Raw genomic sequence first — 20422 nt, forward strand, 5'->3', positions numbered from 1 at the left:
GTTTATTTTCCTGCAAAAACGGTGGTTGAACCATCCACATGTGGTTTACCTGTGAACGGGCAAATGCTTTGGCATGTGATCACGCCTGTACCACCATTCAATTTAATTGTGTCCGCATCTTGCGTTATATTTTTTGCGGTAATTATTTGGTCTTTGGTTATTGCGATTGTCTGCTTTCCGTTGACTGTTAGTGTGTCGTCTTTTTCGATTGTTTGTATTCTGTTTTGTAGCACTTTTAGTTTGTCATCTAATGTGATGATAGTTGTTCTTAATTTACCGACTGTTGTTATTAGTTCGCCAGCTGTTGATACTTGCATGTTACCTAGTGAGCCCAATACCAAATCATCACCTGATAATAGGTCGATAGCACCTAGTGCCTCAATGACTTTTTTACCCACAATCTCTTCAATGCTGTGTTCATCAACAATTAATCGATGCTTTCCAAATTCGCCTTGGTAGTTATCGGCTTGGTCGTGCTGTTCAAATGCACGTTTTGTTTGTGTTTGGTCTGTTTGTTCGGTGTTGTTTCCTGCGGCATCGATGCGTTGGCTGACTGCATCACGTTGTTGTTGCAGTTGTTCACCTGGTGCGATTGATGGCAATGCATAATCACGTCCATAAACACCGCGAAGAATTGGTAAATCGTTACGGCCATAAGCAAATGCGATTTCAACGAATGTTCCTTCAAGTGGGTAGGCTAATAATCCTGATTCACTGCCTGCCATGGTATTAGGCATTGGGATGGAACGATAAACTGGCACATTTGTATCTGCATTTAGGTTTTCATCTAATAGCTGAACGTCCACCGAATAACGAGGGCGAAACGGATCGGCTGTTTGTCCTGCTTGGGCATTATCGCGCACTGCTTCAACTCGCCCTAATTTGGGTAGGTGATTAGCCGTGGCCAGTTCAGGGAAGTAATTTAATATTTCTCGTTTTTTAGCCGGTACGCTGTTTTTATCGGTTTCCCAATAGGCGGTCATTTCATCGCCCATTAAATCTAAACGGATAATTCTTTTCTCTGTCAGCTTATCATCTTTAATTAGCGCCCCCGGTCGCAACATCGGGAACGGGGCAAAGGTCATGTTATCGCCTTTCAACCTTGATGATAAGTCCAGCGGAATGTTGACCGGTTTATTATAAAATCGGCAATCTTGATAACTACTGATGTGCACGGTTTGGTCGGTATGCTGAAACCAAACGAGATCGTTTATTTCAAATGCGCGCCCTATTTGCTGTAAGCATTGGTAGCCTGTTCCTTGGCAGACGAAGTTAGGTATTTTTCTATCGGTGTAATCTGCATCTTTTGGCAATACAAATTCCAACCCTGTTTTATCAGATAATAATGCTAACACATCACGCATGGTTGGGTGTTCTGCACTAACTGGCCAGCGGTGGCTTAATATTCCTGTGTTTTCTTTTGCAGTAATTTTGATGTGGCCATTTTCTGCAGGCTGTATTTTTTCAATATAGCCTTCAAAAAATGGTTTCATGTTTTGTTGGTAGCCGATATCAAAGCGTACTGCTTGATTTTTTTCAATCACCAGTTCATCTGACAGGGTAAAAATAGCCACGCTACCCAATGATAATTTTAGGCTAACTCGATGTTCTGCGAGTTTTGCATCTTGGTTATTAATGTATAGCCGTTTGTTTAGTTTCATATTCCCGCCTGCTCTGCATCAATCAGTGCTTGTTGATGGCGGGTGTTTTGTTTTTGCTCTGGCTTGGTAGTTGCTTTGAGTCTGTTTTCTTTTTGTTCTGCCACCCCATTATGCTCTCTTAGCTCAAACGTGACATTCCACGCCAATAGTGTTGCGTGTTCGGTAGCATTGATGTTATTCGTAAACTTGGCTTCACGAATTTTTAAGGCTTTAGCTAGGTCATTACCCACGCGGTAAACTTGGCGGTTGTCACTGTCGTCTTTTGCTGATGCGAGTTGATAAAGTTTGGTTAATGTGTCCACTGATTTAAACGGCACTGTGCCGGCAAAGGATAGCTTTTTTCCTTTGTCGCCCTGTTCTGCCACGTCGGTTGCTGATGATTGGCCACTCATGTCTTGGTCTTTTAACTCCATCGACATGGCAACGGTCATACCGTTTAGTTTGATCACTTCACCATTTAAACTCAGCATAGTAAATCCTCAAAAAATGTTAACGGCTGTTCGCTTAGTAATAAGCTTGCCACTGTGTATTGGTTGTTATTGGGCGCTGATGCTTGCAATAGTTGTGATGCAATACTTTCAGGTGAACCACTTATCGACAGACTATAAACACTACCATTTAATGATTTTAACGCATTCATTGCAGTGCTTATTTGGTTTAATTTATTGGCACGTTTTGCGGCTAATGCTTGTAACTTACCGATCACGTTGGTTTTGTCATTGGCTAATGATTCAAGCGTGGCCAGTTGCGCCCCTTGTTGTTTTAACAGTTCACGCAACGGCTGAGCATTTAAGTGTGCTTGTGGTTTAAATCTCGGTTGTATGATTGATGCCGATTGATGCAATTTATCAACTCCATTTGTTGATAATGCAGTGGCCTGTCTCGCCACTTGGCACCAGTCTGGCAATGTTAAAACAGCGGTAATGCTATTCATTGAATCTGCAAAGCGTTTTATTTGTGATTCAGTAACCATCACAACAATGGCGTTGATTGTGCCCGTTGGTCTGTTTTTATCAACTTGGTCGCGCATTTTTGAGGCCAGTATTTTAAGCGCGGTTTGTGGATTTAAATAGCTACCTGATGCTTGTTTATTGCCCACTTGGAATTGATAGGGCGAGGCGGTTAATACTTGCCCTTGATTTAACAGCGCATTGAGTTCGGCACGTAGGCCTAATAAACTTTCGGCTTCACTGCTTAATGGATGACGGCTGTAGTTTGCTTCGCTTTCAATGGCGGTTAGTTTTGCTACGGCATTGGTCATTGCACTATCAACCGAATCGGTTACCGACTCGGCGCTAGTTTGTATTGCTTGCGCGGCACTTGGCCATGATAGTGCGGATTTTTGCATTAGTTCGCCCAACCAATTACATAGTTTTCTACGTCATCGAATTGCGTTAGATTTTCTATTTCTTTTTTCATTTGTCGTTGTCTTGCGTGTATAACGAACCCTAATGCGGTGATTTCGTCATTCACTTTTTGCAGCGTTTCTCGTGTTATTGGTTGGTCATTATTATCGGCATCCGTCCAATAATCCGGCAAATTTGTTGCTGATAGTGCGCCAGTTAATCGGGTTCTTGATTCTGGGTTTGCATCCCATGTCACACCATCAACAGTTACTTTTGTGTCTGTTGCGCTTTCTTGTTGATCACGCCACGCTGTTACTGCTTGTTTTTTTGCTGTTTTTATTAACTCTATTTTTTGTACCCAGTGCTCACCATCCCATATCGAATAGTTTAATGGTTCTTCTAATGTATAGCCGTTTTCTATTTCTCCTAGCTCTGTTACTTTTTTTGTTTTTTGAGGGCTTTCTGTTTGATAAATTGTTTTCCCTCTAAAATCAGCTATGTATTCACATCCTGAAAAATCATTCAACGCAATACATGAAAACCCCTCTTTTTCAGGAAGTGGCTTTGTTTTCAACACGTTCTCAGGAATATGCAATACTCCACCGCGATGCTCTGCTATCAACCCGACACTTGATACTTCTTTTGTTGCGATATTCACTGGGTAATAGATTATGTTTAACATTATTAACTCCTAAATTGTAATGGCCATGGCGCGTGCGACGTTTCTAGGGCGTGTTTCTTCACCATAACTGCCTGTATTTGGATTCCCTACATGGATGTAAGAATCCCCGCGACTTTCTACATTGCTATAGGGGTAAGTTATACCTGAGTCATTATTAGTATCTTGAAACGCAACAATGTTATTTGCTCCGCCGGATTCGCCGTGAATATCGTGCTTGTGCTTTTGAAACTGGTGATCCTGCCAAGAACCTACCCTGCGATTTACATCTACACCACGCCCTTGATCTAGCACCCGTAAAAACTCACCTCTAATTTCACCCGTATTGATAAAGTTACCATTGACCAATTCTGGATATTTTCTCGCTAAGCGCCAATATACGGCCGTTGGTAAATTTACATTTAGCTCCATGATTGCCGTTTCTGGTGGTGCTGTACTTAACCACCAAAATGGCATGCCTACCTCTGTGCCAGTATAAGGTATCCACCAGAATGGGGCAGTAGCGTCTTGCCACTGCTCATGTCGATTAGTCAAAATAGCAGGGTCTTTGTTAACACAGGTTAAGTTTGGCCCTGCATACATCTGCATTATTTGTATTTCACCATTTTGTTCAATAGTGCATATTTCTCCTGTTTTGTAAATCCGGTTTTTATCCCACGGCAATCCCTGAGAAAACAATGCAGACTCTGCTATTTTTTTCTCAATACCATTCCAAAATTGGTTTAATTTCACATGTTTTAAATTTGTTTCTTCATTGTTAATATCATCTTCTGTCGCAGCATTATCCGCACGCTCTAACGCGCCCGTTTTTAATGTAGTTTTATCTGTGACACTGCCATCTGCATTAATCGTTGCAATTTTTTCGACATAATGTTTGTTACCACCTGCATCAATATAATTACTCTCTGCTGTTTGAGATGTAAATATTGATACGTTATTAATATAACTAGATAGTGCAGACCCCGCGCGATATACATCAATGTAAATATCACTTGGTTTATTGGTAATGGTTTGAACAATATCATCTTCTGTAACTGCTCTTAGTCCACCCACATAGGCCGTCCCTGCTGTTATCAAATATTTATTTTGTACCGTCTGCTTGCTCACTTTAAACCCGTCTATAACTGCTGCTTCTCCGTAGCTATCTAAACAACCTAATCTATGATCGTCATCTATTCCGTTCAATCTAGCCTGATAGTCTATTTGCCATGTTTCGGCATCAACCGTTATACCTGTTAATTCCGCTGCACCTGAATATGCTTGCAGTAGTGATTTAGTTGATGACATTCCATCCTCTTTTGTTTCACTAATTTTATGCACAATAACGCCACATGAATTAACCACATTTTTATCATGTAGGTAAATAGCGTTAAATGTAAATTCAGCAACAGATGATGGGATCACAACTGAATATGCTAACGCGCTTTCACCGACTTTTCCAACCTGATCAACGCTTTGTTTATGCACCCATGTTGATGGGTCTGGTAATCCGGTTGTGCGATCAATCGGTGCGGCTAAATCTAATCCTGGTATATATGCAAAAATCATTTCGTTCATGTCGGGACCATAACCGGCATTAATTTTTTCTTGCAAATATTGTTCAAATTGCAGTGGTATTACTGTTTGACTCATTGGTTATGCTCCTTGCCTATAAAAAGGCGACAAATACTTGTTGTTGATGATTTATTCTCTCGGTCAATACAGTGGTTTCACATACTGCTGACGTTCGTGCCACAAACATGGCATGTGAGTGTGAAAACTCCACTGCGGCCAAATAAGCAAAAGTTGGGAAGATAACTTCAAACCGATAACGCCTACAGGTTCGGCCATACTGCTCTATGAGTGTTTGCAACAGTGCGCTATTTTTTGAGATATCGTTATCAGTTAACTCAATGGTACAAACGTCCCACTCTTCACTTTGGCGCTCTTTAAACGAGACAATGGCAATACCTAACCGCTCAAATATTCGCTTAAACCCTGCGACACTGCCTGAATCTTTTGCATTAAGGGCGGCGTATTTAACGCGCTTACGATAGAGCCCTAACGATTCATTTTTAAAACGAGTGATATCTCTATCCCACGCCATCACATCAAGCAATGATTCACTGCAAGTCAGTGGATCTGATTGTTGAAGGGGAAACAGTAACCACCCTTTTATTAATGAGAAAAAAGCGCTCACACCTTTTGATAAATAATAGGGTTCTTTGATGGTGTCACTGGTTGTGCTTCCATCTTGCCACCACGGCACAACGGTGGTTGGCTGTTCTGGTATTTTATCTGGCATTAACTTTCCTCACTCACGACCAGTGTGTTAATTCTTGGTTGAACTAACGCGCTGACAATATCTTCTTGGATCACACCATCGATGCTTATCTTTATTGATTTAACGGTCACCATGTTGCTGTGAATTTCACTGGCCATTTTTGACACGCTAAAACGGCTTTTAGGTTTTGCTCTGGTCATTTCGTCAAAGGCTTCTGTTTCTCTGAATGCCGCTCTAATTCTGTTTTCTATTTCTAATAAGGTGGTATCTATTTTTTCTTGGGTCATGTTGTCGGCTAATACGGCTTCGGCTGATACATCATAGCTTTGATCTGCTATTGCTAAACAAGTCAGCACATCGCCATGGCCGTGATGGTCATCTTCAGTAATATGTGCGTTAAGTTCATCGATTAAACTTTGTGGCGTTTCACCTACTTCCATGACGATATAAGCGTTTGCGGTACCAGGTGAAATATTTCCTGTATTCTCAAAAAATATATTATCACTACGAATGCCAGCCACACTGGCAATAATTGCACGATATGCATCATCAATGTGCCAACTGCCTGAACTTGTAAATGCATTTTGTAAGCGCAATGCTAACTCTTCGTCGGTTTCTTCATTTGCACCTGATGTTGTTATCCAATCTGGTTCATTGACAGCCGCAGTAATCCCCGGTAGTTCCACGGGTAAAATATTAAAGTAACCGGCAGGCAGGTTATAAGCTAATCCTGCGGTCATGGCTTCGACCAATACTTTTCCTGTTTCATCACCAATGGCGATCACTGTATCAGCCAATACTTGCAATTGATAAGTTACGCCATCAATGGGCAATGTTTGAATGATAGCGCCTTTGGCAATGGTCACTTCATCACTTGCGGTGGCTTTGGTTAATGTGATTAAGCCTTGTGTTTTTACTGCGGCTTTTACGGTTACGTTCAGCTCCCATGCTTTTAGCTCTAATGCCCAACGTTCGGCGGTTGCAATAAACATATTAGGTAGAACGTAACCCGCTAATAGAGTTTTAATTAACCAGATGGTAGGCACGATAACCGCAGCACGCACCCAACGCCAAAACGGTGACATTTCAGAGTCATTTGATACTTTACTGCCTGCCGCAACCACCTGTTCTTTTAGTTTAATTTCTAATTCAGCTTCGGTAGTTGGTATGTTTGATTCTGAAAGAATGCTTTCAAAGTCTGCGTTTGGTCTATTGCTCATGCATTTACCTCTAGTTCACCAAATTCATAGGCCTCTGCTGTCAGCGTTATTTGTCCTGCTGTTAGCTCGGTTGCTGTTGCACTGCCGGGGATGATTCGCACATCTTGCTCGGCTAATTGTTCTATTTGTACCAATACATCAGATCGCAATGCGGCGTTACGCTCTGCGATTAATTCGCGTGCTAACCCTGATTCCATGATGCTGTGTTTTATATCTTGCGCGATGCTGTATAAATCACTGCATTCTTGTGGCTGTTGGCCTGCGTCAATATCCCAACCGCCATCAACTACTTTAATATCGATATATTTTTTATCCGGCATTGAATTCAGACGCCTCTTCTAAATAATCAAGCGAGAATGGTGCGGTTGTATTAACCGTTATATCACCGTATGTTCTGTTATTTCCTGCCTGTTGCTTATTGACCGTCGTCGCGTTCGCTACCATGCCCGGTGGTAAACTCGCTTTATTTTGTGGCTGTTTATACGGGAACATTGCAGAGCCTGCGTCTGATGTTTTGTTGTATGAACTCGACCAACCGCCACTCACCTCTGGAGCAACTGCCATATTTGCAGTCATTTTATCAAGCTCTGAAAACTCAGTGCCTACATCAATTGAAACACCGGGAATGAGGTTCAACTTATCTAACAACCAATCAATTGCACTTAATACTTTCTTTATTGGATAGATTATTGCGCTAAAAGCACCACCGACGATCCCGCCAAATAATTCACCCGCACTTGCGGCATTATTAAGCGCGTCACCTGTTGCATTCATTGCAGGTAAAAATGAAGATATCCACCCAAATGCCCAAGAAACTAAATCGCCAATAACTTTAAAAGCGTCGATCAAAGGATAAAACAAAACGGAAACACCTGAAGCCCTTACAAAGGCATCAATGAAACCGCCAACAAAGGCACTTACTCTGTCCCAGTAAGACCAAATTGCAGTTACAGCGCCTGCAATAACAGCAACGCCTAGGAGAACTGGCCCCGTTAATACTGAAAAAGCTATTGCAAGTCCTGACAGTGTTACAGTTGCTAACCCGCTTGCTAACGTTAAAGCGCCAACAAGCCCAGTCAAAGAAGCGACCCCAACGGCTACCCATCCTAGTACCTCACCTAACAATGGGAACTCTTGAACCCATCCAACAACAGTCATTAGCCCATCGGCCATTGTCCCAACAACTGCATTTATTGCTGGCAATATAGCTCCAAATACTGCGGCTCTCACTGCAAAAAAGGTCGCTTCCATTCTTTCCCATTGGTCGGTCATTTTTGATGCCATTTCCTCAGCTTTTCCCATGCCTTGCGTTTGGCCTAACGTTTCAATGCTTTGCGCTAACCCGTCAGTATCAGCCATAAGTAGTTTTATCATGCCTGTGGCTTCTTTGGTGCCAAAGGCTTTGGCTAACTCGGCTGATTCAGCTACATCAATGGTGTCACCATATCGCCCTTTTAATTGTTCTAAAATCTCAATCATTGGCAACATTTGCCCCTGACTATCAGTAAAACTTAAATTTAGTGCGTCTTGTGCTTTAGCCGCTCCATTTAAAAAGGCACGGTATTTTGTACCAGCTTCGCTACCTGACATAGTTGCTTGCAAGGTACCAAGGATCGCCATTTGTTCATTCATGCCAATACCAAATGATGTTGCCTCTGCACCAATACTGGTAAATGCACTGCTCATTTCTGAACCGGTAGTTTTAAACATTTGCACGGCGCTTGCTGTCATGCCTGCCACTTGTTCGACCCATTCACCTTTGCCCATATCATTAGCTTGGTTTTTAAAGATGCCGTACATGGTGCCCATGTAGTTTGTGATTGTTCCTGTGTCGGCTTTAGTTGCGGCTGCTAGTACGCCTGATGCTTTGGTGAATTGTGATAACTCGTTGCCATCTAACCCTGCAATAGCAGATTGAATATCATAAGATGCGGCCACAAAGTCGGTGGCTGATTTCCCATATTCTGCTGAAAATTCTAACGCGGTATTTTGCAGTTGTTTAAGGGCGTCATCGGTTACGCCTAATGATGCTACCTCGCCCATTTTTCTATCCATTTCGATAGCGGGCATTAATGCCGATTGTATTGCCAACCCTGATGCAACTAACCCAGCTCCCCCTGTCACCATATTTGACATACCTCTACGGCCTGCATCCATGGTGGTTTGCATTTGTGAGGTGATGCCTCGCAATGGTCGTGTGACTTGGTCAATTACACCGATGTGCATCATTAGTCTGTCAGTTATCGTACTCATTTTTTAAATAACTTCCCTATGGCGTTGGCAACGGCTATCTCTTGGCGTTCGTACAAATGATTGTCTAGCCATAATGCGCTGGCTAGATTTTCAATCTCGTCATTCTCATTTGGTAAAAGATGACGACGCAGGATCAAAGCTTGCTCAAAGCTGTTTTTCTCAATGGCCTTGACCCTGTTATTTAGTTTTTTAGCGCGACTTTCAGCCCACCTCGCGACGCTTTGTTAATTTCCATGAATACTTCCATCACTAGACCTGGCACGGTATCGAGCAATTCAACCAATGCTTCTTTTTGCTCTGGCGCTACTGTTCGTGATAAGAACGTATGGGCCGGTGCAATTTTATTATCTGGCATTAGGTCGTTGGTGTAGTTGTTGTGGTCTGCAACGGTTGGTGAAAATGTAAAGTCAGTTGCGCCGATGGTTAGGACAATTGCTTTTGCTACTGCTGATTTCTTCATGGTGTCTCTCTTTTGTTTAATGTGTCGTAAATTCGGTTGAACCCTGTTTCCATTTGGCGTTCTAATCGCTCTGCATGGGCTTTGAATTCATCTTTTGTCACGTAGTTTTCAGCTACGTGGGTTTTGTGGTTTGATAATGCACTGGACAATTTAAAAAAATGTCCGACTAACATGCCTACTATTGCGACAAGTAATGCCGCGAGTGCTACTAATGAACTTAACCAGCTTGCATCCATATCAGCCGCCTTTTATTGTTTTTTTCAATCCTGCAACGATGCCCACGGGCTCTTTACCTGCTTGCACTTGTTTATCCACTGAACGCTTGTGAATACTGATACCCAACACACTCAGCGCAATACCGAACAAGGGTGTTAAGGCCACCACGCTACCGACTAATTCAGCGGCTACAGTTGGGTGAACTACCATGGCGTAAGCGAGGCCGAAGAATAATAAGCACCAAGCCGCGCACACTGCATAACCAAAAGTCGGTCGCCAACGACGAACCCATGGATCATTACTGGCGAGTTCAGCTTGCATGGTGGCATTTTGTTGCACCACTGCTAATTTGCGTTCTTCGCTTTCAAGTGATGCATGTTCAAATGCAATTTTTTTAAGCTGTACTTGATTTTCAAATTCAAGTTGCTTCAGTTTGACCAAGGCTTCTGGATTATTTTTCAGCTCTTGTTCAATGGCCTGTGGCGTATTTTCAACCCCTAGCGCACTGGCCACCAAACTGCCCACGGCTGTTCCTGCTGGGCCACCGATTAATGTGCCGATAATCGGCGCGGCGGTACCTAAAATATTTTTTACGTTATCCCACATAATTAGTCCTTCACTATGGTGAGTTGTGCAGGTTCGCCGCCCAGCTCTTTCATTAATGCGGTGAATGCAACGCCTGAACTAACGACACCCCATTGGCCTTTGACATAACCAAAACTTAAACCTGGAGCCGCACACCCCAACAATTCACTTGGGACATTTGCTATATGCCATAAACATGCTGTTCTAATGCTTGGCCCGTCAACTGTAACTCCTAAAGTTGGGGCCACCATGGCGTATCCTTTCCCGTATTTTGGTGAGTTATTAGGAACTAATAAATAATCACCCTCTGGCACGCACGAGTTAAATGGCTTATTGTTTTTCCATTCGCGCTCTACAACACAACACACTTTGCTACCATCTGCGCGGTGCAACGTTGAGAATGTGCCCTCTTCAAAGTATCGACGTTTTAAAATAAAATGTTTCATAGCTTTCCCCGTTCTGATAACGATTTACAGTGAACGCAATGCTGACAGCCTTTGACCGCTTTTTGTCGTGCTTCCGGTATTTCGGTTCCACACTCAACACAATGGGTTTCACTGACCACTAATTTGCTTTGATTTGCTTTAAAGTGGTTTGATAGCGCCATTTGTCGTTGGCGCGTTTCCAGTTCACTTACTCGGTCAAAGGCGTCCATGATTACACCAATCCGCGCGTATCGTCTGCGCTTAAGTATGGGATGCCGTTTATTTTTACGAAGTTTGGCGATGTGACAAAGCCTTTTAATTTACGGGTTGTTTTGTCTGCACTGTCTGGGTCCAATGCGATTAGATCTGCAATTAATAGTTTGACTCCATATAGCTCGATTTTGTCTTCATCTTGGCCGTTGTTTGCATAAAACATGCAATCAAATGGTTCGACACCGCGCCATGAACCCGCTTCACGTGCTTTTTGTTGTAACTTTTTGAAGTTACTTAAATCAACTTCATATTCAACATCACAGGTCACACTGCCATCTGTGTAGCCATCTGTTACACCACGCGATTTTGCTACGGCCGTTTCATCGTTAATGGTGGCGCTTGCTGATTTAACATGCACCATCACCCCTAAAATAGTGACGTCAAAGTTACGCCCTGAGAATTTAGCACTCATTGTTTATGCTCCTGTTTTTTGATTTAACATGATGCCGACCGTTATTTTCGAAGGGCAGTCGTATGGCTGAACCGCTAGTAAGATTTCAACTTCTTCACTGTTCACCCATGTGATCACTATGTCGTCATCTTCTGGCGGGTAAATTTCACCGGGGAATTCATAATCACCGATCAATTTAGTGATCGCCATTTCGCGTAAATCTTGAGTGAAATAGAGTTTTGCTGATGCAATGCTACCGGGCGTTGAATTTAATTCACGGTCAGCAATACGTGCAATCGCTCGAATACGAACTTTACGTGCGGCTTTCATTGCTACGCGAATGTGTCGAATGTCTTGATAGTCACCACCTGGCACATCAAGCGTTCGGCCAGTTGTCCAGTATTGACCAGGATAATCAGGGAACCACATTGGCACGGCATAGCGATTTGTTTCTAGCGCTTTTAAGTAGGCGAGTTGTAGGGGTTTTCCGTCCATGTCTACGGCTAAGTCTGTTGAGCCTAATACGCTACCTGTTTTTACACGGGCAGGTGAATCGGCAATTGATACTTCTTGGTTAGCGAGTCGGCCTGCGTAGATGCCCACTGTTGAATTGTTTAGGTGCAGTTGCGGTGCCACTGTGATGTATTCACTGGCTACGCTGTCCTGAATCGCGGCGGTATCGGCTAAATAATCAGCCCATGTTTGGCCTGTTACTGCCGTTGCATCAATGGCTGGCGTGGTACAGATTACAAAGGTTTCACGGCCTAGTTTTGCTTTTAGCTCATGGCGCAGTGCAATAGCAGATTCGAGTAATGTTTTATCGACTGCAGGGAAATTTAACACAGTGGCTTCAAAGCTTGATGTTTCGTTTGCTTTGTTGATTGCATCTTGCCAATCATCACCTTCTTTTAAGATCATGACACCTGCGGTCCAACTTTGCTTACCATTTAATTGGGCGGCTTGCATGGTCCTTAGTAGTGATGCATCTGCATCTGATAACACGTCATCTAAATTTGAGGTGTTATCTACTATGATCAAGTTACGCTCTGCACCATCTGGCACGGTCCCGTAACCGACATAAAGAAAATGAAACTCAACAGCAGGAATGCTGCCTCTCATCATGTTTAAAATGTTAATAATGACCGTTGGGAATGCCATGCTGCTACCTCTTTTATTTTATGTGATTTTTATTATCTGCGTCTGCGTCTACCGTAGTTGATGCTTTGAAACGCTCTATCCCATGCTTTCTGGGTTTTCTCTTTACTTGCTCCAAGGAAGCGACGTGATGGTGTTTTTATTGTCCAACTTGAACTACTCTCCAACTTGCCTTCATTTCTCATCCACCAAAATGCATATCTAGTTTCTTCATGACTAAAGTTAGCAACTAACCACTTCACGCTTGGCACCTTCTTTTTCCTTTTAGGTGCGCCTGAATTAATTCGTGATGCCGCAATTTTGTACCCCGACGCCACCAGTGCTTTGGCTTGTTGTCGGCTAATACCTACACCTTTTTTTTTACTAAATTTTTTATAAGCGTTTTCATTCGCTTTAACCGTTCTTGTATTTCCATCACTATGAATCTTCCCTAATGCACCTGCAGCTATCCGGTAATCACCTCTTTTTAGCGAAATAATCGCCTCTCGTTCATTCGACCTACTACTGACACCAATGTTGTCTTTTAACCCCATTAGCATTTTTGCTTTTCGCTTTACTCGGCCTTTTTTACGCTTCGCCCACTTTTGGCCATCTGGCGTTTTTTGCTTGGTAATATTGCTTTTTGATACTTTTGTAATATTTGTAGCCACTCGCATTAATAACGTTGCTCGCTTTCGTGGCGGCAATGCGATCGCTTGCAATACGTTTCTGGCTGTCTGCCTTGTGCTTCGGTTAAAACTAATTTCTATCATTTAAGCCACTGGTAACGTATTAGCTATAAACACTTCACCATGTGTTGCGGTCCATATTTCATAAGGTGCTAATGCCCATTTTTGACCTTGCCACAAAATATCCCCATCAGGTTCTGGTACCACCATTATTGGCTCTATGAACTCAACGTCTAATGTCATGGTCACTGTGGTGTCGCTTTCGGCTTCTACGTCAAAACTTGGATCGTTTAATTCGTAAATATCACGATGTTGATCGTTATCTTCAAGCCATGCTATGACGTTGGCCATGACCACGGCTGGGTCGAGCTCTTTAAACGGGAAGCGCTCAAAACTCCATGACGCGGTATAAGATAAAAAACCAATGTCTGCACCGTGCCCTTGATTTTTAGAACCGATGATCAGCTCTACATCTTCCATCCAACATTCAATATTTTTATGTTGGCGTTGAGGTATTACGCTGTTTAGGTGCTGTACTAGCCCTTGCAAGTAATATCCTGCGCTTGTTTGGCTTACTGGCTCACTCATAACAGTGCAACTCCGCAACGACTTTTGCCATTAATGGCGCGTATATGTTGCTGTGATTCTGCTAATAGCTGATCACGTATTTCTGAATGGCTTGATGCCACGTTTTCGCCTGCATCCTTGGTTTGCTGTGTCGCATATTCAGGGAGTAGTTCAGATTTAGCACGCGCAAAAACCGCTTTTTCATACAAGATAACTAATAGGTTTTTACCATCTATTGATGGCTGGCCTGTTACGTCAGCGGCTGCTTCAAAGCCCTTTGCTTTATATTCAGCTTGTTTTTTTTGTAGCTCGATGTTGATTTGGCCGATTGCTGATGCGACAGAGTAAGCGATCGATTCTTTGTTTAAGTCAATCGGTACACCACGACGCTTTTCAAAATCGCCTGCGTTGATGTTTGGCCAGAAACCGTCGTTTTCAATTTCTGTACTTTGGTATTCTTTGTTTTGACCTGTAAACATCATCGTTCCTAAATGAGTGCGCCTCTAGCCGCTAAGTGAAACATCAAGTTAAGTGAATTAATTCATTTACTCGCGTTCATTAGTCGAGGCGCGGTGGCAGAGAGTCGTTATATATTCGTGCCGTCTTGAATGGCGCGAATACGTTGACCGATTTTATCAATGTGGGTTGTTACGCCCACTTTTGGGTTGTTTTTTCCGGCTTCTTGTAAAAATGACATTGCTTTCTCAAGTATCTCAATGTCGCCTACGCTACTAGCCAACGGCTTTCCATTTTTGTCACGCAGTAAAAACAATCCTGCAAATTTGTAATACTTAGCAACAACTTTTTCGTTTAATCGCCATTCAAGCACTATTTTTTCAAACACATTAGTGAAGTAAGGTTCAATGTCATGACCAGCTGCACTCATTTTTTCTGACCAGGCTAATACTTGATCTGCACAAAAGGTTGCAAAGTCACGTTTAAACGGACTTTCAAAGCCTTTATCAATGGCAATATCACACCAAGCAATCGCGGTTTCTAGCTCTTCAATGTCGAACATCCATACCACCATGTGGCTGAAAAGTGGATTTTTAAAAAGGTCTTCGCTTTCTAAATACTCTTCAACTGAGGCACGATATTTTGGGATTAACTCATCACGTTTCAACGCAATTTTATCGTCTTGGCGTGTTAACGCTTTTAGGCGTTTTAAGTCGTTATCCATTTCATTCAGCAACAAATGCAGGCTAGGCGGTTGATCACCTGTGGCGGTTACAACTTGCGTAGGCGCTTGCTGTTTTTGTAGCTGTTTAAGCTGTGCGTCGCGTTGTCTTTTTAGTGGACTTGCCATGATAATTCCCTTTTTTAAACGATTGTTACCGCTTCAATTGCTGCGAATTTTTCAAGCGTACCCACTGCATAACCTTCCATGCGAATGTATGAAGATTCAAATTGTTTTCGATCTTCTTCATTGCGTGATTTGCGCCACTGTGTATTTTTTTGCGTTAAAATTTGCAGGTTACTTAGTGTTGTTACCCAAATAGAAGTCGCAGGGAAGTACGGCGGTGTGTAAGCTTTTTTGCCGCCAATTGTTTTTGCAAGTGACTGTGCCGCTTTGTGTTCAGTTGGTGTATCTGCTGATTCAAGTAAACGATGCGATTCAGTTGCCACTAAATCTCGACCAACAAGTACCACTAAATCAGGGTCACCTTGAAAGATTTCATCAATCGTTGTATTGATCAGGTCACTTGTAAGTGAATCTAGATTTTTGTATGAGTCTTCTGTTGCACCTGTTGGGTCAAGAATTGCTGATGCTTGAACTTGTGCAGCGGCTTTTTCTTTAACGACAGTCAACCAACCTTTGTTAACATCTTGACCTAGTTTATTTGCAACTGGGTCTGTTGTTTCGGCAACGCTTGTTCCATTAAAACCAATTCGTAACATATCTAATGCAAAGTTACGTGTGATTGCCGCATTCATTAATTTAACAAATTCGCCTGCGTTACCTGAGTTGGCCCATTGCGTTAATGTCACCCATGTAACTGCAGCACCTGAGTCTGTTTCAACTAATGTGTAAGTATTTCCATCAACGCCTAACTTAGCGCTAAAGCGACCGTCTTTTTTTCGGCCTGTTAATAATGCACCTGCACCTACATCGACCACTTGCCCTGTAATTTGGTCCACTGGAATCATTGAAATCATTTTTAAGAATGAGTCTGAATGCTGAATTGCCGCACGCAGTTTTGTTTCCATTGGTGGGCTTACAGAAAACTGTGCTGTTACGTCGATAACACCTGCTGCTTGAGCTAATGCTGCTGAGTATTCATTTAAGTATTTACTAGCTAATGGATTAAACATTAAAGCGCCTCCACTTTAGTTGATGAACCTTCACCACTATTTTCTTGACCCGGTACTTCGTTTTTTAGGTCATTAAACTGTGTTTCTAGTTTTGTTTGATTGTCGATCACTGTTTGTAATTGAGCCGTTAACGCACTGAAGTTCTTTTCTTCTGGCGCTTCACCTTCTGGCGCAGGTTCTTCTGGCTTTACTTCTGTCGGCGCGGGTGTTGAAAACTTAGTTAACGTGGTTGAAAATTCATCCAACTTTGTTTGCTGTGCTTCTTGTTTCTCTACAATCGAGGCAAGCGTGCCCTCGATTTTTTCAAACTGTTCTTTATTCATGGGTTCTTCTTCCTGTGGTTTGTTTTCTGCGCCTGGCAGTTGACCGCCAGTTTGGAAAAATTTTGCGAGGGTATGAAAGGCGTTTGAAACAAGGCTTGATTGGCTGAACTCTGAGAAATCAATCTCTTCGAGGTGGCTGCATTCAAGACTTTTTTCATTGCCGTTGGATGTTGAAAATGTAAGTCGTGTTGTGCCAGAGCTTGCCGGGGAGTCAGTCACTGCAATGCCCATTAGGTAACAACGGCCGGTACCTTTATAGTCCGGATTTGGTTCTATAGATGTATATAACTTTTGGCCTTTTTCATTTGCTTCTAATAGAAACTCATTAGGGATCATTTTTGCTAATAAACGTAATTTACCAGCGCGCTTCTCTGCTTTTAATGCAGGGATTTCGCCCCAATTGTTTCCGTCATATAAATCCCATCCTGAACGCTTATGCTCTGGCCAAATCAGTGCACCATATTCATTTTGTGAATAAGAGTCAGCCATTTCTTTAATCCATTTAGGACTAATTTCTCGGCCATCTACGGTTGCACCTTCGGTTGCTATGATTTTCCAATCACTAACTTTATTAGCCATTACATCACGTCCTCCTGCTAAATTTTTACTTACAAAACAATCTTTTCTCTTTAATAAATCACACCATACGCCTTTGGTATGGTCGATTCAGCTTGTTGATTTCCGATGAATTCCGATTTTTAACATCTAGGAATTATTTGGAATTACTGTGTGTAAGTTCTGTTTTTTCGGGGGGTATGATGATTTTAATTTGTGATGTTCAGTTCAACATTAGGGTAATAAATGGCGTATACAGCAGAAATAAAACAAGCGGCAAAAGTGCTGTATTTAAAGGGATGGACTCCCAAATGTATTGCCAATGAATTAGGGCTGAATAATGAACGTATTGTTTATTATTGGGCTGATAAACATGGTTGGCGCGACATGTTGCGTGAATTTACGGTTGATGAAGCAATATCTTCAAAGATTCAAGCCATTCTTGAGATACCAGAGCCTAGTAAAGCAAACCTAGATTTACTGGACCGATTAATAAAACATCACACGATTCTTAAAAAACAACGCGCTCAAGAGAAAGTGGCGCAAGCAGCTGATGCTTCAACCTCTTCTGAAAAACGTTCTGATAATAAACGATCAAATAAACGCACTAATAATAAGCAGAGCCAGAAGAAAGAGAAGGCCAGAACGGTTGATGATTTAACGCCTGAAGATTTTGACGTTTGGGTTGAGAGTTTATTTGAATACCAGAAGTTGATGCGCGCGGTTAAGAATGACCCATCAATGCCGCGTACTCGTAATGCTTTAAAATCTCGTCAAATTGGTTTTACTTTTGGTTGTGCCGGTGAAGCATTTGAAGATGCTGTGTTGACTGGTGAGAATCAGATTTTTATCTCTGCAACTAAATCGCAAGCTGAAGTTTTCCGCAGTTATATTATTCATATTGCGCAAACGTTTTTTGATATTACGTTAAAGGGCAATCCTATTAAATTGCCAAACGGGGCGGAACTTCACTTTTTAGCAACGTCTGCTAATTCTGCACAATCACGCGCTGGTAATGTTTATGTTGATGAATACTTTTGGATCCGTGACTTTAAGAAAGTAAGTGATGTTGTTTCTGCTTGTGCTACGCAAAAGCGTTTTCGTAAAACGTACTTTTCAACACCTTCTAGCAAAAACCACCCTGCTTATCCGTTCTGGACGGGTGACATGTGGCGCGGTGGTAAATCAACCCGTAAAAATATTGAGTTTCCAAGCTTTGATAAGTTAAAAGATGGCGGTCGTGTTTGTCCTGACAAACAGTGGCGTTATGTGATTGATGTGCATGACGCGGTGAAAATGGGCTGTCACTTAATTGACCCTGATGAACTTGAGGAAGAATTCAGCCCTGATGCATTTAGAAATTTATATAAATGTGAATTTGTTGATGATGCTAAGTCTGTATTTAAGTTTACGGATGTTGAAAAGCTTATGGTTGACCCTGGCATTTGGCAAGACTTTAACGCGCATGAAAACTTTCCGTTTGCGCGTCGTGAAGTTTGGCTTGGTTATGATCCGTCACGAACGCGTGATAATGCCTGTTTGGTGGTGATGGCCCCACCAATGAAAGCCGGTGAACCTTTTCGATTATTAGAAAAGCATTATTGGAAAGGGTTAAATTTTCAGTATCAAGCCAATGAAATTAAAAAAGTGATGGAACGATACAACGCTACTTATCTGGGCATTGATACGACTGGGATTGGTGCAGGGGTTTGGGATTTATTGAGTGCTGAATATCCCCGTGAAGCTGTGGCCATTCATTACAGTAATGAAAGTAAGACGCGATTAGTAATGAAGATGATTGATGTTGTTGAATCTAAACGCCTGCAATTTGATGAAGAGCAGAAAGATATTGCATCAGCATTTATGGCGATTAAACGCGCCTCGACCAATGGCGGTGGCAATATGACATTCCGCGCAGACCGAAGTGAATTAGTTGGGCATGCTGATGTGTTCTGGGCTATTTCTCACGCACTGATTAACGAGCCACTTGATCACTCTAACAAACGCAAATCCACATGGAAAACAGCCGCATGAAAAAGAAGTTTATAAAAAAAGAATCGCCAGTCGATAATAAAAACGAGAATGAAAATGAAAGTTTGATGTTTAGTTTTGGCGCGCCTGAAATGGCGAATGATTTTAATAATTATGAATATAACGAGCTTTTTTATAATGATGCAGATGATTACTGGGAACCACCGCTTGATAGATTAGGCCTTAATAAGTTGACGCGATTGAATGCTTATCACGGGGCCATATTAATGGCGCGACGCAATATGATCGCAGGCCGATTTTTGAAAGGTGGAATGAATGTATTAAAAGTGCAATCACTGGTTCACAATTTATTAGAATTTGGTGATGTAGCGATTTTGAAGATTCGCGATCACTTTGGCCGTGTAGTTCGTTTGCATCCATTGCCCTCTGCTCATATCCGTAAACGTAAGAATGGTGATTATTATTTACTTGAACGTGATGATAAAAAAGTAAGTTATAAAGCGAGGGATATTATTTGGGTTTATCAATATGACCCTTTGCAACAAGTTTATGGTACGCCAGATTATTTGGGCTGTGTTCAATCGGCTTTGCTGTCTAATGATGCAACAACATTCAGACGTCGTTATTTTAAAAACGGTTTGCACATGGGGTTTATCTTTTATGCGTCGGACCCTAACTTAAGTAAAGATGATGAAGATGAATTAAAAGAAAAAATGTCTAGTAGTCGTGGCGTTGGTAATTTTCGTTCGATGTTTGTAAATATCCCCAATGGTAAAGAGAAAGGTATTCAATTAATACCGGTTGGTGATGTTGCTACTAAAGATGAGTTTGAAAGGATTAAAAACATTACGGCGCAGGAAGTGTTAACCGGTCATCGTTTCCCTGGCGAATTGGCTGCAATAATGCCGAATAGTGGTACCCGTGGCGACCCGGTAAAATTCAATTATGTTTATAATCAGAATGAAGTTATTCCGGCTTGTAAGTTAATAAAGGATTCAATTAATGAAGATGAAGAACTGCCTAAATCGTTAAAATTTGAGTTTAATTTAGAGAATGAAGAGTAATTTTTTTGTGAAA

Annotated in this window: 25 protein-coding genes; 2 read left to right on the plus strand and 23 right to left on the minus strand. The window is 42.0% G+C overall.

Annotated elements, in window-relative coordinates; all coding sequences use genetic code 11:
* Nucleotides 1–2: 2 nt before the first annotated feature.
* The 23 genes from H5084_RS06750 to H5084_RS06855 form a co-directional block, all read right to left on the minus strand.
* A complete protein-coding gene (locus H5084_RS06750) occupies nt 3–1661 on the minus strand; it encodes a hypothetical protein (RefSeq protein ID WP_182689978.1) in 1659 nt (552 codons plus the stop codon).
* Complete coding sequence (locus H5084_RS06755; protein ID WP_182689979.1) at nt 1658–2131, minus strand: DNA-binding protein; 474 nt, start codon at nt 2129–2131, stop codon at nt 1658–1660. The genes H5084_RS06750 and H5084_RS06755 overlap by 4 nt, the downstream gene beginning before the upstream one ends.
* Nucleotides 2125–3009: a hypothetical protein gene (locus H5084_RS06760; protein ID WP_182689980.1), complete on the minus strand. Its 885-nt coding sequence runs from the start codon at nt 3007–3009 to the stop codon at nt 2125–2127. The genes H5084_RS06755 and H5084_RS06760 overlap by 7 nt, the downstream gene beginning before the upstream one ends.
* Nucleotides 3009–3689, minus strand: coding sequence for a DUF4376 domain-containing protein (locus H5084_RS06765; RefSeq protein ID WP_182689981.1), 681 nt, complete (start codon nt 3687–3689; stop codon nt 3009–3011). Before H5084_RS06765 ends, H5084_RS06760 begins: the two co-directional genes overlap by 1 nt.
* Before the next feature lie 9 nt (nt 3690–3698).
* Entirely contained in the window at nt 3699–5318 is a 1620-nt protein-coding gene (locus H5084_RS06770; protein WP_182689982.1) for a phage tail protein, read from the minus strand.
* Between the two features lie 16 nt (nt 5319–5334).
* Entirely contained in the window at nt 5335–5970 is a 636-nt protein-coding gene (locus tag H5084_RS06775; protein WP_182689983.1) for a phage tail protein, read from the minus strand.
* Entirely contained in the window at nt 5970–7169 is a 1200-nt protein-coding gene (locus H5084_RS06780; protein ID WP_182689984.1) for a baseplate J/gp47 family protein, read from the minus strand. The genes H5084_RS06775 and H5084_RS06780 overlap by 1 nt, the downstream gene beginning before the upstream one ends.
* The gene (locus tag H5084_RS06785) at nt 7166–7489 is read right to left on the minus strand and encodes a DUF2590 family protein (protein ID WP_182689985.1); all 324 of its coding nucleotides are present in this window, start codon (nt 7487–7489) and stop codon (nt 7166–7168) included. The genes H5084_RS06780 and H5084_RS06785 overlap by 4 nt, the downstream gene beginning before the upstream one ends.
* On the minus strand, nt 7479–9422 hold the full coding sequence (locus tag H5084_RS06790) for a phage tail tape measure protein (RefSeq protein ID WP_220485912.1): 1944 nt from the start codon (nt 9420–9422) through the stop codon (nt 7479–7481). The genes H5084_RS06785 and H5084_RS06790 overlap by 11 nt, the downstream gene beginning before the upstream one ends.
* Complete coding sequence (locus tag H5084_RS20040; RefSeq protein ID WP_409077629.1) at nt 9419–9559, minus strand: DUF6890 family protein; 141 nt, start codon at nt 9557–9559, stop codon at nt 9419–9421. The genes H5084_RS06790 and H5084_RS20040 overlap by 4 nt, the downstream gene beginning before the upstream one ends.
* Nucleotides 9560–9603: 44 nt before the next feature.
* Nucleotides 9604–9882, minus strand: a complete 279-nt coding sequence (locus tag H5084_RS06795) for a putative phage tail assembly chaperone (protein ID WP_182689986.1) — start codon at nt 9880–9882, stop codon at nt 9604–9606.
* Complete coding sequence (locus H5084_RS06800; protein ID WP_182689987.1) at nt 9879–10118, minus strand: hypothetical protein; 240 nt, start codon at nt 10116–10118, stop codon at nt 9879–9881. The genes H5084_RS06795 and H5084_RS06800 overlap by 4 nt, the downstream gene beginning before the upstream one ends.
* Nucleotide 10119: 1 nt before the next feature.
* The gene (locus H5084_RS06805) at nt 10120–10704 is read right to left on the minus strand and encodes a 3TM-type holin (RefSeq protein WP_182689988.1); all 585 of its coding nucleotides are present in this window, start codon (nt 10702–10704) and stop codon (nt 10120–10122) included.
* Between the two features lie 2 nt (nt 10705–10706).
* On the minus strand, nt 10707–11129 hold the full coding sequence (locus tag H5084_RS06810; protein ID WP_182689989.1) for a DUF5675 family protein: 423 nt from the start codon (nt 11127–11129) through the stop codon (nt 10707–10709).
* A complete protein-coding gene (locus tag H5084_RS06815; RefSeq protein ID WP_182689990.1) occupies nt 11126–11338 on the minus strand; it encodes a TraR/DksA C4-type zinc finger protein in 213 nt (70 codons plus the stop codon). The genes H5084_RS06810 and H5084_RS06815 overlap by 4 nt, the downstream gene beginning before the upstream one ends.
* Nucleotides 11339–11340: 2 nt before the next feature.
* Nucleotides 11341–11793: a phage protein gene (locus H5084_RS06820; protein ID WP_182689991.1), complete on the minus strand. Its 453-nt coding sequence runs from the start codon at nt 11791–11793 to the stop codon at nt 11341–11343.
* Between the two features lie 3 nt (nt 11794–11796).
* Nucleotides 11797–12930 carry a DUF2586 domain-containing protein gene (locus tag H5084_RS06825; protein ID WP_182689992.1) on the minus strand — a complete coding sequence of 378 codons (1134 nt, stop codon included), beginning with the start codon at nt 12928–12930 and terminating at the stop codon, nt 11797–11799.
* A gap of 32 nt (nt 12931–12962) precedes the next feature.
* Nucleotides 12963–13679 carry a phage virion morphogenesis protein gene (locus H5084_RS06830; protein WP_182689993.1) on the minus strand — a complete coding sequence of 239 codons (717 nt, stop codon included), beginning with the start codon at nt 13677–13679 and terminating at the stop codon, nt 12963–12965.
* A complete protein-coding gene (locus H5084_RS06835) occupies nt 13680–14183 on the minus strand; it encodes a phage tail protein (protein WP_182689994.1) in 504 nt (167 codons plus the stop codon). It lies immediately after the preceding gene.
* Nucleotides 14180–14641: a head completion/stabilization protein gene (locus H5084_RS06840; protein ID WP_182689995.1), complete on the minus strand. Its 462-nt coding sequence runs from the start codon at nt 14639–14641 to the stop codon at nt 14180–14182. The genes H5084_RS06835 and H5084_RS06840 overlap by 4 nt, the downstream gene beginning before the upstream one ends.
* 107 nt (nt 14642–14748) lie before the next feature.
* The gene (gene gpM / locus H5084_RS06845) at nt 14749–15468 is read right to left on the minus strand and encodes a phage terminase small subunit (protein ID WP_182689996.1); all 720 of its coding nucleotides are present in this window, start codon (nt 15466–15468) and stop codon (nt 14749–14751) included.
* Between the two features lie 14 nt (nt 15469–15482).
* Nucleotides 15483–16475, minus strand: a complete 993-nt coding sequence (locus H5084_RS06850) for a phage major capsid protein, P2 family (RefSeq protein ID WP_182689997.1) — start codon at nt 16473–16475, stop codon at nt 15483–15485.
* Nucleotides 16475–17377, minus strand: a complete 903-nt coding sequence (locus tag H5084_RS06855) for a GPO family capsid scaffolding protein (RefSeq protein ID WP_182689998.1) — start codon at nt 17375–17377, stop codon at nt 16475–16477. Before H5084_RS06855 ends, H5084_RS06850 begins: the two co-directional genes overlap by 1 nt.
* Before the next feature lie 222 nt (nt 17378–17599).
* On the opposite strand from H5084_RS06855, the gene H5084_RS06860 reads away from it, so the two are divergent.
* Both H5084_RS06860 and H5084_RS06865 read left to right on the plus strand, forming a co-directional pair.
* A complete protein-coding gene (locus tag H5084_RS06860) occupies nt 17600–19387 on the plus strand; it encodes a terminase large subunit domain-containing protein (protein ID WP_182689999.1) in 1788 nt (595 codons plus the stop codon).
* On the plus strand, nt 19384–20409 hold the full coding sequence (locus H5084_RS06865) for a phage portal protein (RefSeq protein ID WP_182690000.1): 1026 nt from the start codon (nt 19384–19386) through the stop codon (nt 20407–20409). Before H5084_RS06860 ends, H5084_RS06865 begins: the two co-directional genes overlap by 4 nt.
* The last annotated feature ends 13 nt before the right edge of the window (nt 20410–20422 follow it).

The organism is Psychromonas sp. SR45-3 (assembly GCF_014163575.1).
Taxonomy (GTDB): Bacteria; Pseudomonadota; Gammaproteobacteria; order Enterobacterales; family Psychromonadaceae; genus Psychromonas; species Psychromonas arctica.

Coding starts and splice junctions, on each gene's coding strand:
- H5084_RS06750 (WP_182689978.1), bottom strand. CDS start 1,661: ATGAAACTAAACAAACGGCTATACATTAATAACCAAGATGCAAAACTC.
- H5084_RS06755 (WP_182689979.1), bottom strand. CDS start 2,131: ATGCTGAGTTTAAATGGTGAAGTGATCAAACTAAACGGTATGACCGTT.
- H5084_RS06760 (WP_182689980.1), bottom strand. CDS start 3,009: ATGCAAAAATCCGCACTATCATGGCCAAGTGCCGCGCAAGCAATACAA.
- H5084_RS06765 (WP_182689981.1), bottom strand. CDS start 3,689: ATGTTAAACATAATCTATTACCCAGTGAATATCGCAACAAAAGAAGTA.
- H5084_RS06770 (WP_182689982.1), bottom strand. CDS start 5,318: ATGAGTCAAACAGTAATACCACTGCAATTTGAACAATATTTGCAAGAA.
- H5084_RS06775 (WP_182689983.1), bottom strand. CDS start 5,970: ATGCCAGATAAAATACCAGAACAGCCAACCACCGTTGTGCCGTGGTGG.
- H5084_RS06780 (WP_182689984.1), bottom strand. CDS start 7,169: ATGAGCAATAGACCAAACGCAGACTTTGAAAGCATTCTTTCAGAATCA.
- H5084_RS06785 (WP_182689985.1), bottom strand. CDS start 7,489: ATGCCGGATAAAAAATATATCGATATTAAAGTAGTTGATGGCGGTTGG.
- H5084_RS06790 (WP_220485912.1), bottom strand. CDS start 9,422: ATGAGTACGATAACTGACAGACTAATGATGCACATCGGTGTAATTGAC.
- H5084_RS06795 (WP_182689986.1), bottom strand. CDS start 9,882: ATGAAGAAATCAGCAGTAGCAAAAGCAATTGTCCTAACCATCGGCGCA.
- H5084_RS06800 (WP_182689987.1), bottom strand. CDS start 10,118: ATGGATGCAAGCTGGTTAAGTTCATTAGTAGCACTCGCGGCATTACTT.
- H5084_RS06805 (WP_182689988.1), bottom strand. CDS start 10,704: ATGTGGGATAACGTAAAAAATATTTTAGGTACCGCCGCGCCGATTATC.
- H5084_RS06810 (WP_182689989.1), bottom strand. CDS start 11,129: ATGAAACATTTTATTTTAAAACGTCGATACTTTGAAGAGGGCACATTC.
- H5084_RS06815 (WP_182689990.1), bottom strand. CDS start 11,338: ATGGACGCCTTTGACCGAGTAAGTGAACTGGAAACGCGCCAACGACAA.
- H5084_RS06820 (WP_182689991.1), bottom strand. CDS start 11,793: ATGAGTGCTAAATTCTCAGGGCGTAACTTTGACGTCACTATTTTAGGG.
- H5084_RS06825 (WP_182689992.1), bottom strand. CDS start 12,930: ATGGCATTCCCAACGGTCATTATTAACATTTTAAACATGATGAGAGGC.
- H5084_RS06830 (WP_182689993.1), bottom strand. CDS start 13,679: ATGATAGAAATTAGTTTTAACCGAAGCACAAGGCAGACAGCCAGAAAC.
- H5084_RS06835 (WP_182689994.1), bottom strand. CDS start 14,183: ATGAGTGAGCCAGTAAGCCAAACAAGCGCAGGATATTACTTGCAAGGG.
- H5084_RS06840 (WP_182689995.1), bottom strand. CDS start 14,641: ATGTTTACAGGTCAAAACAAAGAATACCAAAGTACAGAAATTGAAAAC.
- gpM (WP_182689996.1), bottom strand. CDS start 15,468: ATGGCAAGTCCACTAAAAAGACAACGCGACGCACAGCTTAAACAGCTA.
- H5084_RS06850 (WP_182689997.1), bottom strand. CDS start 16,475: ATGTTTAATCCATTAGCTAGTAAATACTTAAATGAATACTCAGCAGCA.
- H5084_RS06855 (WP_182689998.1), bottom strand. CDS start 17,377: ATGGCTAATAAAGTTAGTGATTGGAAAATCATAGCAACCGAAGGTGCA.
- H5084_RS06860 (WP_182689999.1), top strand. CDS start 17,600: ATGGCGTATACAGCAGAAATAAAACAAGCGGCAAAAGTGCTGTATTTA.
- H5084_RS06865 (WP_182690000.1), top strand. CDS start 19,384: ATGAAAAAGAAGTTTATAAAAAAAGAATCGCCAGTCGATAATAAAAAC.